13 protein-coding genes and 1 pseudogene are annotated in these 12,173 nt (G+C 64.2%); 7 read left to right on the top strand and 7 right to left on the bottom strand.

Features of this window, described 5'->3' with window-relative positions:
* Positions 1-256, bottom strand: a pseudogene (locus A5906_RS12990) (DUF1499 domain-containing protein); the annotation flags it as partial.
* A gap of 218 nt (positions 257-474) precedes the next feature.
* Entirely contained in the window at positions 475-2,103 is a 1,629-nt protein-coding gene (locus A5906_RS12985; RefSeq protein WP_080135596.1) for a fatty-acid--CoA ligase, read from the bottom strand.
* A 65-nt stretch (positions 2,104-2,168) separates the two neighbouring features.
* Between A5906_RS12985 and A5906_RS12980 the strand changes: the two genes are divergently transcribed.
* Positions 2,169-3,251 carry an extensin family protein gene (locus tag A5906_RS12980; protein ID WP_080135595.1) on the top strand — a complete coding sequence of 361 codons (1,083 nt, stop codon included), beginning with the start codon at positions 2,169-2,171 and terminating at the stop codon, positions 3,249-3,251.
* A gap of 36 nt (positions 3,252-3,287) precedes the next feature.
* Here A5906_RS12980 and A5906_RS12975 read toward each other — a convergent pair whose 3' ends face one another.
* A complete protein-coding gene (locus tag A5906_RS12975; RefSeq protein ID WP_080135594.1) occupies positions 3,288-3,974 on the bottom strand; it encodes a L,D-transpeptidase in 687 nt (228 codons plus the stop codon).
* 349 nt (positions 3,975-4,323) lie between these two features.
* Between A5906_RS12975 and A5906_RS12970 the strand changes: the two genes are divergently transcribed.
* On the top strand, positions 4,324-5,301 hold the full coding sequence (locus A5906_RS12970; RefSeq protein WP_080135593.1) for a magnesium transporter CorA family protein: 978 nt from the start codon (positions 4,324-4,326) through the stop codon (positions 5,299-5,301).
* Positions 5,302-5,506: 205 nt separating this feature from the next.
* Complete coding sequence (locus A5906_RS12965; RefSeq protein ID WP_080135592.1) at positions 5,507-5,725, top strand: hypothetical protein; 219 nt, start codon at positions 5,507-5,509, stop codon at positions 5,723-5,725.
* A 185-nt stretch (positions 5,726-5,910) separates the two neighbouring features.
* Here the strand turns inward: A5906_RS12965 and A5906_RS12960 are convergent, their stop codons facing one another.
* A complete protein-coding gene (locus A5906_RS12960) occupies positions 5,911-6,663 on the bottom strand; it encodes an SDR family NAD(P)-dependent oxidoreductase (RefSeq protein WP_080135709.1) in 753 nt (250 codons plus the stop codon).
* Between the two features lie 50 nt (positions 6,664-6,713).
* A complete protein-coding gene (pdxH, locus tag A5906_RS12955) occupies positions 6,714-7,355 on the bottom strand; it encodes a pyridoxamine 5'-phosphate oxidase (protein ID WP_080135591.1) in 642 nt (213 codons plus the stop codon).
* Positions 7,356-7,468: 113 nt separating this feature from the next.
* Here pdxH and A5906_RS12950 point away from each other — a divergent pair, with 113 nt between their 5' ends.
* A complete protein-coding gene (locus A5906_RS12950) occupies positions 7,469-7,876 on the top strand; it encodes an RT0821/Lpp0805 family surface protein (protein WP_080135590.1) in 408 nt (135 codons plus the stop codon).
* A 109-nt stretch (positions 7,877-7,985) separates the two neighbouring features.
* Positions 7,986-8,954, top strand: a complete 969-nt coding sequence (locus A5906_RS12945; RefSeq protein ID WP_080135589.1) for a DnaJ C-terminal domain-containing protein — start codon at positions 7,986-7,988, stop codon at positions 8,952-8,954.
* Between the two features lie 455 nt (positions 8,955-9,409).
* Here the strand turns inward: A5906_RS12945 and A5906_RS12940 are convergent, their stop codons facing one another.
* Complete coding sequence (locus A5906_RS12940; protein ID WP_080135588.1) at positions 9,410-10,180, bottom strand: anti-sigma factor family protein; 771 nt, start codon at positions 10,178-10,180, stop codon at positions 9,410-9,412.
* A gap of 106 nt (positions 10,181-10,286) precedes the next feature.
* Entirely contained in the window at positions 10,287-10,775 is a 489-nt protein-coding gene (locus tag A5906_RS12935; RefSeq protein WP_011085414.1) for a sigma-70 family RNA polymerase sigma factor, read from the bottom strand.
* Between the two features lie 173 nt (positions 10,776-10,948).
* Between A5906_RS12935 and fabI the strand changes: the two genes are divergently transcribed.
* Together fabI and A5906_RS12925 are read left to right on the top strand one after the other, a co-directional pair.
* Positions 10,949-11,764, top strand: coding sequence for an enoyl-ACP reductase FabI (gene fabI / locus A5906_RS12930; protein WP_080135587.1), 816 nt, complete (start codon positions 10,949-10,951; stop codon positions 11,762-11,764).
* 12 nt (positions 11,765-11,776) lie between these two features.
* Positions 11,777-12,173: histidine phosphatase family protein (locus A5906_RS12925; protein ID WP_245326712.1), on the top strand; the 397-nt coding region annotated here is incomplete at its 3' end.

The following is a 12,173-nucleotide window of genomic DNA, read 5'->3' as shown; positions in this document are numbered from 1 at the left end:
GGATGCGCGCCATTCCGCGCGAGCCGTTCTGCCAGATCGCGGCGAAGCCCGCGAGCCCGAACAGGATCGAGAGCCCTGCGATCGCCAGGCCCCCGAAGAAGGTGACCAGCGCCGGCTTCGGCTCCAGGAAGCCGAAACGGACGACGATGATCGACACCACGACCGCCACCACCGCGAACACAGCGAGATTGCGGGCCCAGCTGGCGAGGCTGGACACGGGCTCCGTCTGGTAGGGAGCGGAAAACCTGCGGGCCATCGGGTGAGCTCTGCCGGGGGTCTTGGAAGGCGGTGCCGGCCGATTTGGCGCGACGATGGGCCGTTGAGACCACGGCCCGGGGGCAAATTCAAGGGTTCCGGGTCATCATTGCCGTCATTCCGGGGCGCCCGGCGGGCGAACTCAGGTGCGCCCTTGCGGCGCACCTGAGAATCCCGAGATTCCGGTTCGATGCCGTTGGCATCGCCCCGGAATTGACACTACGCCGCCGCGTTCGGGAAGCGGTAATCCTTGAACTGGTCGCGGAGTGCCGTCTTCAGGATCTTGCCCGTTGCGGTGTGCGGGATGCCGTCGACGAAGGCGACGTCATCGGGCATCCACCATTTGGCGATCTTGCCGTCCATGTATTTCAGGATGTCCTCGCGGCTGGCCTGCTGACCCTGCTTGAGCTGCACGATCAGGAGCGGCCTCTCGTCCCATTTGGGGTGGAACACGCCGATCACGGCGGCTTCCGCCACGGCCGGATGGCCGACCGCGAGGTTTTCGAGGTCGATCGAGGAGATCCACTCGCCACCCGACTTGATGACGTCCTTGGAGCGGTCGGTGATCCGCATGTAGCCGTCCTCGTCGATGGTCGAGACGTCGCCGGTGTCGAAGAAGCCTTCCTCGTCGAGGATGTTGGCGTCGACGCGGTAATAGGCCTTGGCAACCGCGGGGCCGGAGACCTTGAGGCGGCCGAAGGTCTTGCCGTCCCAGGGCAGCTCCTTGCCGGCATCGTCGGTGATCTTCATCTGCACGGCGAAGGGCGCGTAGCCCTGCATCTGCAGCACGTCGAGCCGTGCGTCGCCGGTGGCATCGGTGAACGGCGGCTTCAGGGCGGCGACGCTGCCGATCGGGCTCATCTCGGTCATGCCCCAGGCGTGGCGCACGTTCGCGCCCATGTCGAGGAAGGCCTTGATCATCGAGCGCGGCATCGCCGAGCCGCCGCAGATCACCATCTTCAGGTCCGGCAGCTTCAGATTGTTCGCAGACATATGCTGGAGCAGCATCAGCCACACCGTGGGCACGCCGGCGGTGTGGGTCACCTTTTCGGTCGAGAGCAGCTCATAGACCGAGGCGCCATCGAGCTTGGCGCCGGGCATGACCAGCTTGGTGCCCTGCGAGGGAGCGGAGAAGGCGATGCCCCAGCTGTTGGCGTGGAATAGTGGAACCACCGGCAGCATCGTCTCAGAGGCGCTGGTGCCGAGCGCATCGACGTTGTTGGCCATCAGCGCATGCAGCACGTTGGAGCGATGCGAGTACAGCACACCCTTCGGGTCGCCCGTGGTGCCCGAGGTGTAGCACATCGCGGCCGCCGTGTTCTCGTCAAAGTCCTTCCATTTGAATTTGCCGTCGGCCTGCGCAATCCAGTCCTCGTAGGCCACCGCATTCTTCAGCGTGGTCTGCGGCATATGCGCCTTGTCGGTGAGCACGACGTAGCGCTCCACGCTCGGCAGCTTGTCGGCGATCTTCTCCAGGATCGGAACGAAGGTGATGTCGGTCATCACGATGCGGTCCTGCGCATGATTGATGATCCAGGCGATCTGCTCGGGGAAAAGACGGGGATTGACGGTATGGCAGATGGCACCGATCCCCATGATGCCGTACCACACCTCCAGATGGCGCCAGGTGTTCCAGGCGATCGTGGCGACGCGGTCGCCGAGCTTGATGCCGTCACGCTCCAGCATCTGGGAGACCTTGAGCGCTCGCTTGTGGATCTCGGCATAGTTGGTGCGATGGATCGGTCCTTCGACCGATCGCGTGACCACCTCCTGCTTGCCATGAATCCTGGCGGCGTGTTCGATGATCCGGTGGCAGAGCAGGGGCCAGTCTTGCATCAAACCAAGCATTCCGACGTTCCTCCGAGAAGTCGCTGGGCGCGTTTTTGCTCTCAGCGTTGGGCCAAAGAATTGTCATGAATTTTAGCCTGCCGGACTCTCGCCGCAAATGGTCTTGTCGCGGCTATATGTCCGCCGGCGCGGCAATGGTTACCGTCGCGCTGGGGCTGTCGCTTGTGCCGACGGAGCGCGCAGAGGCGCGAAAATATGTTGCGCCGCTCGATATCTTTGGCCTTGGTGCACCGCGGCCGCGTGCGGCGGCTCATCCCGCCAGGATACCGCTCCCGAGACCGCGCCCCGAAGAGGCTCCCAAGGCATCCGACGAGACCACGCCGGAGGCGGAGGACAAGCCTTCCCCGGACAAGCCGGGTGACACCAAGCCCGCCGAGGCTGCGCCGGCGGCCGCGAAGCAGCCCTCGGCCTGCCGGCTCGCACTGACCGAGGAGATCGCGATCGCGCCGTCCATCCCGGATATCCGGGGTCCCGGCGCCTGCGGCGGCGAGGATCTGGTGCGGCTGGAGGCCATCGTGCTGCCGGACAAGCGCAAGGTGATGGTGAAGCCGGCGGCGATCCTCCGCTGCACCATGGCCTCCGCGATCGCCGACTGGGTGCGCAAGGACATGGTGCCGCTGGCCGCAAGCCTCGGCTCCACCATCAGCGATCTCGACAATTTCGACAGCTTCGAGTGCCGTGGCCGCAACCGCATCGCTGGTGCGATGCTGTCCGAGCATGGCAAGGCTAACGCCCTCGACGTCCGCGCCATCAAGCTCGCCAACGGGCAGTCGATCGGCCTCACCGACCGCACCACGTCGCGCGATGTGCGCGAGCGCGTGCTGCATTCGGTGTGTACGCGCTTCTCCACCGTGCTCGGTCCGGGCTCGGACTGGTACCATGAGGACCATATCCATCTTGATCTCGCGCAGCGGCGCAACGACTACCGGATCTGCCAGTGGAACGTGTGGGATCCCCTGCCGCAGGTCGCACCGCTCTTGCCGGCGGAGCGCCCCGAGGAGGCGCCGCCGCGCGAGGTCGCGGCCAAGCCCGAGGCAAAGGAAGGGACTGACGACGGGGCGGCGGAGAAATCCGCTCCGCCTGAGGACAAGGCGACACCCGAAAAGAAGGCTCAGCCGCACAAGCCGGCAACAAAAAAGCGCCGGTAAGACCGGCGCTTTTGGATATTCAAAGGCTGAAGGCTATCAGTAGCTGCCCGCCTGGCCGGTCTGGCTGCCGCCGAGCGCCAGTCGCGAATTGTAGGGCGAGTCGCCGTGCTTGGGCTCGAGCACCACGACGATGGTGCCGACCTTGACCCGGTTGTAGAGGTCGATTGCGTCCTCGTTGGTCAGGCGGATGCAGCCCGACGAGATCGAGGCGCCGATATATTCCGGCTGGTTGGTGCCGTGGATGCGGAACAGCGTGTCCTTGCCGCCCGAGTAGAGATACATCGCGCGGGAGCCCATCGGATTGTCCGGACCCGGCGCGACATAGGTCGGCACGCCCAGGCGGGAAATCTCACCGGGCGTCGGGTGCCAAGCCGGCCACTCGGTCATGCTGCCAACCTTGGCGATGCCCGACCAGGCCATGGCCTCTTCGCCGACGGTGATGCCGTAACGGATCGCCTTGCCGCCATCGAGCACGTAATAGAGGTAGTGATTGTCGGAATCGACCACGATCGAGCCCGGCGACTCCTTGCGGTGATACTCGACGATGGCGCGGCGGAACGGCTCCGCGACCGGGGTATTCTCATACCGAACCTTGGCAAGGAGTTCCTTGTCCTTCGGCTTGAAGGCCTTGGTGTCGGTCGCCTCGAAATGCGTCGCCTGCATGCAGCCCGACAGCATCAGGCCCGCGGCCAAAATTCCCAACTTAACTTTCAGCGACGACATGGTTTGGTTCCAATCAAAACAATACCGTGCGGAAGGCCTGAGCTTAGCGCCCAAGTTCCTCGACTCCGTTAATCCCATTATCGTTGAAATCTGCCACAATTCCAGCGCTGAAGGCCTTATCCCGCGCTGCGAGACCCAAGCTGTGGCTTTTCTGCCGCAAGTTTAGCGGCGCTGTGGGGGTTTTTGGGCAAGGAAAGCCCAAGCTGTCGATTCCGCGCCACAGTTGGACCATGTCGGCGCCACAAATGAGAACGCTCCGTTAATCTCCCCGTTAATGTTGTTGTCATCGTGAACCTGTCAGAATCGCGCTAAGGGCTGTCATTCTGTCGCAGGTTCTCTGGAGTTGTTCATGTTTTCGGTGTTTGTTCCCTCCGAGTCCTCCCTCAAGAAGGCGGTCATCGAGGATCTCACGGCCCTGCCGGAGAACGCGGTCTGGATCGACCTCGTCAACCCCTCAGCCGCCGAGGACAAGGCCGTGGAGCGGCTGGCGGGCATCGCCATCCCGACCCGGGAAGACATGCAGGAGATCGAGATCTCGAGCCGTCTCTATATCGAGAACGGCGCGCGCTACATGACCGCGACGCTGATGTGCCACTCCGATACCGACATGCCCCGGACCACGGCGGTGACCTTCATCCTCGGCGACCATCGCCTGGTGACGGTGCGCTACGACCTGCCGAAGCCGTTTGCGCTGGTCGAGGCCAAGCTCGCCCGCTCCTGCACGCCGTCCGTCACCGGCGAGATGGTGCTGATGGAACTCCTGGACGCCGTGATCGACCGCTGCGCCGATATTCTGGAGCGCTGCGGCGCCGAGATCGACCAGGTCAGCCACGACATCTTCGAGCCCGAGAGCGAACGCCATGGTCACGCCAAGCAATATTCCCAGATCCTGATCTCGATCGGCCGCAAGGGCGATTTGACCTCGAAGGTTCGCGAGAGCCTGGTCTCGATCGGCCGCGTCGTCACCTTCCTGTCGGCGGTGGTCGAGGGGGTGAAATGGTCGAAGGACATGCGCGAGCAGCTCAAGACCATGCAGCGCGACGTCGCCTCGCTGACCGACCACGCCTCCTATCTCTCCAACAAGATCACCTTCGTGCTCGACGCCATGCTCGGGGTCGTCAATCTCGAGCAGAACAACATCATCAAGCTGTTTTCGGTCATGGCCGTTGTCCTGATGCCGCCGACGCTGATCGCCTCGATCTACGGCATGAACTTCAAGGCGATGCCGGAACTCGAATGGGCGCACGGCTATCCGATGGCGCTGGTGATGATGCTGATCGCCGCGATCGTTCCGTACTGGATCTTCAAGTTCAAGAAGTGGCTCTGATCGCTCCCGCTCTCAGAAAATAGCTACCGAGACCTTACGCCGTTCGCACAGACACGGCGCATCGTGTCGCAGAATAGAGCGGGATTGCGGCGTAGCGGTGATCTGTGCGCTCCGCCCCAATTCCTCCAGTAAAATTTGAGCGGTGGGCTGAACGTTTGCGCGAAACTTGTCTGCGATAAGTAGTGCGTAGCCGCGAGGAAAAGCCATGGTTGAAAAACACATAACGTCGCCCCGCAACGTCATCAATCTGGCGAACTATCGTCAGGCGATGACGAGCGGCAAGGCGTCGTCGATGTCGGCACGGCTGTGCCGGCACTGTGGTGCTCCGCTGCTCGACGGCGAGAACGACGACGACTGCTCGACTGCGTTCAGCACGGCCGCTCCGCGGCCACGCGAGAGGTCTCGTCGGATTCGACTCGATTGAGGAACGGAAGGAAGGGCGGGCGATCCAGGTCTTGCGGCGGCGTTGTCTGGATCGCCTTGCTTTTCTAGTCAGTATTTCCAATTCGTCATTGCAAGGAGCGAAGCGACGAAGCAATCCAGACCGTCTCAACGGAGGCAGTCTGGATTGCTTCGCTGCGCCCGCAATGACGAAGGATAGAGGATGGCCTAAACGTGCTGGCCGCCGTTGATGTGGATTTCGGCGCCGTTGACGTACGAAGAGGTGTCCGTGCACAGCACGTAGATGATCTTGGCGACCTCGTCAGGCGTGCCGAGCCGGTGCATCGGGATCTGCTGGTCGACGATCTTCTCGGTGCCCGGCGACAGGATCGACGTGTCGATCTCGCCCGGCGCGATCGCGTTGACGCGCACGCCGACACGGCCGAAGTCGGAGGCCATCTCGCGCGTCAGCGCCGCGAGCGCGGCCTTGGACGTGGCATAGGCGGCGCCCGCGAACGGATGCACGCGCGAGCCCGCGATCGAGGTGACGTTCACGACCGACCCCTTGGCCGCCTTCAACTCCTCGATTAGTCCGCGCGCGATCATGATCGGTGCGAAGAAGTTGACGTGGAAGACATGCGTCCAGGTGTCGAGATCGGTGTCGACCGAGCCGAGCCGCGAGCCGCCGGGGCCCTTTGGCGAGATCGCTGCGTTGTTGACCAGCGCGTGCAGCGTGCCGCCTTCGAGCCGGCGGCGGATCTCGGTGATCGCGCGCGCGGTGTCCTCGGGATCGCCGAGGTCGACCTGGATGTGGTCCTCAGGGCCTGCGTCCCATGGGCAATCCTCCGGAAAGGCATGCCGCGAGCAGGTGATGACGCGCCAGCCCGCCGAGGAGAAGCGGATCACGGTGGCATGGCCAATGCCGCGGCTGGCTCCAGTCAGGAGCAGCGTACGACGCGGCAGGTTGGACGAATGCGGCATGGACATCTTTCAGGTCGGCTCGAAGCTCAAGACGAGGCTCAGGATCGGGCTCAAGGATACATCCGCGTCTTGGACCATGGCTGGCCGGCGGCGTCACGACGAAATTCGATACGGTCGTGCAGACGGAATGGGCGGTCGTGCCAGAACTCGATGCGCACCGGCGCGATGCGCCAGCCGCTCCAGCCCGGAGGCCGCGGGACCTCGCCGATGACATATCTGGCCGCGACCTTGGCGATGGCCTGCTCGAAGGCGAAGCGGCTCTCCAGCGCTTCGGACTGCTTGCTCGCCCAGGCACCGATCTGCGCCTGCTTCGGTCGCGTCGCGAAATAGGCGTCGGCTTCAGCGTCGGTCACGGGCGTCACGTTGCCGCGGATGCGGACCTGACGGCGCAGCGACTTCCAGTGAAAAAGTAAAGCCGCCTTAGGATTTGCGGCAAGTTCGCGGCCTTTCTGGCTCGCGATGTGACTGTAGAAGACGAAACCCTCGGTATCGAAACCTTTCATCAGCACCATGCGCACGTCGGGCAGCCCGTCCGGATCGACGGTTGCCAGTGCCATGGCGTTCGGATCGTTCGGTTCGCTCTTGATTGCCTCGTTCAGCCAGGCCTCGAACAGCGCAAAAGGCTCGTCGGCGGCGGTGAAATCACCGGATGTTAAGGGTGTCTGGTGTTTCATCGAGGTCGTGTCGGTCATGTCTGGAGTCCGAGTTGCGTCCCGCGGCCCAAAACGCGTTGTTGTCCGCTACCGCCCTATATAGGACATGGGGACGCGTTGGCCTATCGGCGATCCGGCCGTCCGGCCTTGTCATGACGATCATTCTGATCGGGCTCGGCGCCGGCGGCTGCAGCTTCTCGCGTGGTGACAAGAATGCCTATGCCAAGGCGGACGACAGCGACCTCACCGGCTCGATCGCGCGTCCGGCGAAGGACACCGCGCCGACAGAAACCGACCTCGCCTTCGCCCGCAATGCCGCCTCGGACGTGCTGAGCAAGGGCGACAAGGATTCCAGCCAGCACTGGGAGAACCCGGAGACAGGGGCGCGGGGCTCGGTGACGCCGATCGCGCAGTCCTATGCCGCCGAGGACGGCCGCAGGTGCCGTGATTTTCTGGCAAGCTACGTCAACGGCAGCACGGAAAGCTGGCTCCAGGGCGCCGGCTGCCAAAGCAGTCGTGGCCGTTGGGAGATTCATACGCTAAAGCCGTGGCGGAGCTAGGATTCGGCCGGCAGTCCTAGTTGCAAAAATGCCACTCTCACCCCACATGGATCGCAGGTGGGGCGGGGAGCCCTTTGAACAATTCGATTTCTTGAAGGAGACGTGACGGATGCGCGACCCCTATGAGGTCTTGGGGGTGCCGCGGAGCGCCAGCGCTGCCGCGATCAAGAGCGCCTATCGCAAGCTTGCCAAGAAGCATCATCCCGACAGCAACAAGGGCGACCCGAAGGCTGCCGAGCGCTTCTCCGAGATCAATTCGGCGAACGAGATCATCGGCGATGAGGACAAGCGCAAGCAGTTCGACCGCGGCGAGATCGACGCCGAGGGCAAGCCGCGCTTCCAGGGCTTTCCGGGCGGCGGCGGGCCGCGCGGCCGCGCGGGCGCGGGTCCCGGTGGCTTCGAGAGCTATACGTTCCGGAGTGGCGGCGCCGGCGGCCCGGGCGGTGGTGCTTTCGAGGACATTCTGAACAGCATGTTCGGCGGCGGGATGCGCGGCGCGCGGCCCGGGTCGGGCGGCGGCGCCCAGTTCGAATTCGACACGGGCGGGGTCGGGCTCGATCTCGACGTCAACGTCGCCATGTCCGTCTCGCTGGAAGAGGCGGTCAAGGGTGGCGAGAAGCGTGTGCGGCTGCCGACGGGCAAGGAGCTCAACGTCAAGATTCCGGCCGGCGTCACCGAGGGTCAGCAGATCCGGCTGCGAGGGCAGGGCGAGAGCGCCCAGGGCCATCCGCCCGGCGATCTCCTCATCACCATCAGCATTGCGCCACATCCGTTCTTCAAGGTCGAGGGCGCCGACCTCAGGATCGACCTGCCGGTCACGCTCTACGAGGCGGTGCTCGGGGCCAAGGTCCGCGTGCCCACCCTCGGCAATGCCGTGGAGCTTTCGGTCCCCAAGAACACCTCGAGCGGCCGGACCTTCCGTCTCAAAGGTAAGGGGTTGCCGAAATCCGGTGGAACCGGGGATCTCTTCGTCACCATCAGGATTATGCTACCGGACGGGAACGACGCCGAGCTTGAAGCATTGATGGAGAAGTGGCGGGACCAACACCCCTACAATCCACGTAGCGGGCTTGGCTAAAGCATGATCCGGACCTGGAGGGCGCGCTAGCGCAAAGTGCGTAGCGGTTTTCCGGAAGGATCATGCGCAGACAAGGAGCTAAAGCGCGGGCCATCGCGCTTTAGGGCGCGATCGAACTAAGGGGATTTCCTAAAGGTCGAAAGCATCGTCCAGGAGATGATGATGCTCATCATATGCCTGAGGCGTTGTAGCGCTTCATGTGGTTGACGTGTCGGCTGTCCGGCGGGGCAGCCGATAAAAAGGTGCGGCCTCGAGAGGGGGACCAGCGCGGTACCAAAAACCCCAATCGAGGCCGCCCGCGTCGATCGGCGGATCGAACGCTACTCATAATCGCGTGAACACCCGGTGCGATAATGAGACGCGCCGATGTCTTGAATCGAAATTTTCAATGACGGAATCGAGGCACCGCGCCGTTTGAAGGACGCCCAAGCCAAGCTTGGGCTATGGCGGGTCGATCAGGTGCCGTTTTTCTCTGCCTGGTCGTACACGGCCTGCGCCACTTTGGTCAGCCGCTCACGGTCGCCGCCGCCGCTGACAACGTAGCCGACACCACGTTCGGCCCAGAACAGCGCGCCGTCCTTGTCCGTCTTGGCGTAGCGCATTTGCGTCGCACCATTCTCGGTCTTGGCGGTGTAGATCGTGTACCGCTCGCCCGAGGCGCCCTCATACATCAGGAATGACGCCGGACCGTTCGGCCCGGGCAGGAGCCGGCCGCCGACCAGCTTCAGCCCGCTCGCCTCCAGGTTCGGCGCGAACACGGTCCAGCCGCAGCGCCTGGTCAGCCAGGCCTGGAGGTGATCGCGCTCGTTGCCGCCGACTTCGACGGGATGGCGGACCTCGACCACATAGAGGCGGTGGGCATCGAGTGCGTCGGCCGTGAAGCTCTGGAAGGTCGAGGGCGCGTTGGCGGCGCCATGCGCCACCCAGCCGGCGGTGCCGCCGGCGACGAAGGCCACCAGCGCGGCCGCGGCGGCACCATAGAGCCACTGCCGGGGACGGCGCTCCAGCCGCTCCAGCTCGAGCCGTGCCGGCACGGGCTCCTGGGCGATGGAATCGTAGCGGGCGTGCAGCATCTCGGCCATGGCGCGCCAGGACTGTACCCGCTCGGCATCGTCAGGGTGGGCGGCGAGCCAGTCCTCGACGTCGGCGCGGCGCTCGGCCGGCAGCTCGCCGTCGACATAGGCGTGGAGCTCGTCCTCGGTGATGGGAATATTGCGGTCGTTCATATCGGTCGTCTCTGGCTCTGCGGCCCAAAAAATCGTTCGTGGCTCAACTTCGCGCAGCTCGCCTTCCGGCGGCGGGTGGACACTCCGCGATGCATCAATCCTGCCATCATTTCACCCGCCTGAGCGCCGGCCGCTCGCCCTCCAGCGAAGCTTTCACGTGGGCTCTCGCCCTCGCCAGGCGAGACATCACGGTGCCGATCGGCACGCCCTGGATGTCGGCGACCTCGCGGTAGCTCATGCCCTCCAGCATCACCAGCAGCAGCACCGAGCGCTGCTCCTCGACCAGCGTTGCCAGCGCCTTCTCGATGTCGCGTCCCTCCGCTTCGGTCCCGCTGGCATCCGGATTGTTCTCCGTCAGCTGCATGAATTGCGGCCGCCTTGCCAGCGAGCGCCGCCGGTTCTTGTTGAGGTTGGTCAGGATCGTATAGAGCCAGCTCCTGACGTCGCCTCCGAGAAACAGTCGCTCCGAACGGAGCGCACGCACCAGGGTGTCCTGCACCAGATCGTCGGCCGCATCCGCATCGCGCGTCAGCGCGCGGGCGTAGCGGCGCAACGCCGGGATCATGGCTTCCACACTCTGGCGAAACGCACTCATTGCCGTCTTGACGTCCCTAGCGTTCGGCGCGAGCGCCTCAATCATCATAACACCCGAATGGAACGGCTATTCCGGCGCTCGAAACAGCGTTAACGCCGCGTATTAGGGCTGTACCGCAGAGGAGGGCTGGTGTACCTCCAGACCTCAACGAGAGCTCGACGGGACGTTCAAAAATGGCGCAGAATTCAGGTCTGATGCAGGGCAAGCGCGGGGTGATCCTCGGCGTTGCCAACAACCGCTCGATCGCCTGGGGCATTGCCAAGGCGTGCCACGCTGCCGGCGCCGAGCTCGCCTTCACCTATCAGGGCGATGCGCTGAAGAAGCGCGTCGAGCCGCTCGCCGCCGAGATCGGCGGCCTCGTGCTCGGCCATTGCGACGTCACGGACGCTGCGACCATCGACGCGGCCTTCGCGGTGCTGAAGGAGAAGTGGGGCAAGATCGACTTTCTCGTGCACGCGATCGCCTATGGGGAGCAGCTCGACGGCCGCTACGTCGACACCACGCAGGAGAATTTTTCCAAGTCGATGCTGATCTCCTGCTATTCGTTCACTGCGGTGGCGCAGCGCGCCGAGAAGCTGATGACCGACGGCGGCTCGCTGATCACGCTTTCTTATTACGGCGCCGAGAAGTGGATGCCGCATTACAACGTGATGGGCGTCGCCAAGGCGGCGCTGGAAGCCAGCGTGCGCTATCTCGCCGCCGACCTCGGCGAGAAGAATATCCGCGTCAACGCGATCTCGGCGGGGCCGATCAAGACGCTGGCGGCGTCCGGCATCGGCGACTTCCGCTATATCCTGAAGTGGAATGAGACCAACGCACCGATGCGGCGCAACGTCTCCACCGAAGACGTCGGCGGCAGCGCGCTGTATTTCCTCTCCGACCTCTCGCGCGGCGTCACCGGTGAGGTGCACCATGTCGATTCCGGCTATCATGTGCTCGGCATGAAGCGGCCGGACGCGCCGGACATTTCGCTGGGTGGTAAGGACTAGCCTTAATCTGGAATGCCCGTGCCCACGATCTATTATCTCCGCCACGGCGAGACCGAGTGGAATGCGCTCGGCAGGCTCCAGGGCACCAGGGACATTCCGCTGAATGCGCGCGGCCGAGGTCAGGCCGTGCAGGCCGGCCTCGTTCTGGCCGATCTGTTCAGGCGTGACGGGCGCGACAAGGCCGCCCTGCCTTACGTGTCGAGCCCGCTTGGCCGGGCGCGCCAGACCATGGAGCTCGCGCGCGGCAAGCTCGAGCTGCCGGTGGCCGACTATGCCCTCGACGACCGCCTACGCGAGATCGGATATGGCAAATGGGAAGGGCTGACGCTCGCCGAAAGCGAGGCCGCCGATCCCGACATCTATGCCCGGCGCCTCGCAGACAAATGGACGGTGGGGCCGGCGGGTGGGG

Origin of the sequence: Bradyrhizobium sacchari, from assembly GCF_002068095.1 — a bacterium.
Classification (GTDB): domain Bacteria; phylum Pseudomonadota; class Alphaproteobacteria; order Rhizobiales; family Xanthobacteraceae; genus Bradyrhizobium; species Bradyrhizobium sacchari.
This window is presented reverse-complemented; position numbering and strand designations above follow the sequence as displayed.

Excerpts from the sequence above, each read along its gene's own strand:
- A5906_RS12940 (WP_080135588.1), bottom strand. The coding sequence starts at position 10,180 with ATGAACGACCGCAATATTCCCATCACCGAGGACGAGCTCCACGCCTAT.
- A5906_RS12970 (WP_080135593.1), top strand. The coding sequence starts at position 4,324 with ATGTTTTCGGTGTTTGTTCCCTCCGAGTCCTCCCTCAAGAAGGCGGTC.
- A5906_RS12950 (WP_080135590.1), top strand. The coding sequence starts at position 7,469 with ATGACGATCATTCTGATCGGGCTCGGCGCCGGCGGCTGCAGCTTCTCG.
- A5906_RS12965 (WP_080135592.1), top strand. The coding sequence starts at position 5,507 with ATGGTTGAAAAACACATAACGTCGCCCCGCAACGTCATCAATCTGGCG.
- A5906_RS12945 (WP_080135589.1), top strand. The coding sequence starts at position 7,986 with ATGCGCGACCCCTATGAGGTCTTGGGGGTGCCGCGGAGCGCCAGCGCT.
- fabI (WP_080135587.1), top strand. The coding sequence starts at position 10,949 with ATGGCGCAGAATTCAGGTCTGATGCAGGGCAAGCGCGGGGTGATCCTC.
- A5906_RS12935 (WP_011085414.1), bottom strand. The coding sequence starts at position 10,775 with ATGAGTGCGTTTCGCCAGAGTGTGGAAGCCATGATCCCGGCGTTGCGC.
- A5906_RS12975 (WP_080135594.1), bottom strand. The coding sequence starts at position 3,974 with ATGTCGTCGCTGAAAGTTAAGTTGGGAATTTTGGCCGCGGGCCTGATG.
- pdxH (WP_080135591.1), bottom strand. The coding sequence starts at position 7,355 with ATGACCGACACGACCTCGATGAAACACCAGACACCCTTAACATCCGGT.
- A5906_RS12985 (WP_080135596.1), bottom strand. The coding sequence starts at position 2,103 with ATGCTTGGTTTGATGCAAGACTGGCCCCTGCTCTGCCACCGGATCATC.
- A5906_RS12960 (WP_080135709.1), bottom strand. The coding sequence starts at position 6,663 with ATGCCGCATTCGTCCAACCTGCCGCGTCGTACGCTGCTCCTGACTGGA.
- A5906_RS12980 (WP_080135595.1), top strand. The coding sequence starts at position 2,169 with ATGAATTTTAGCCTGCCGGACTCTCGCCGCAAATGGTCTTGTCGCGGC.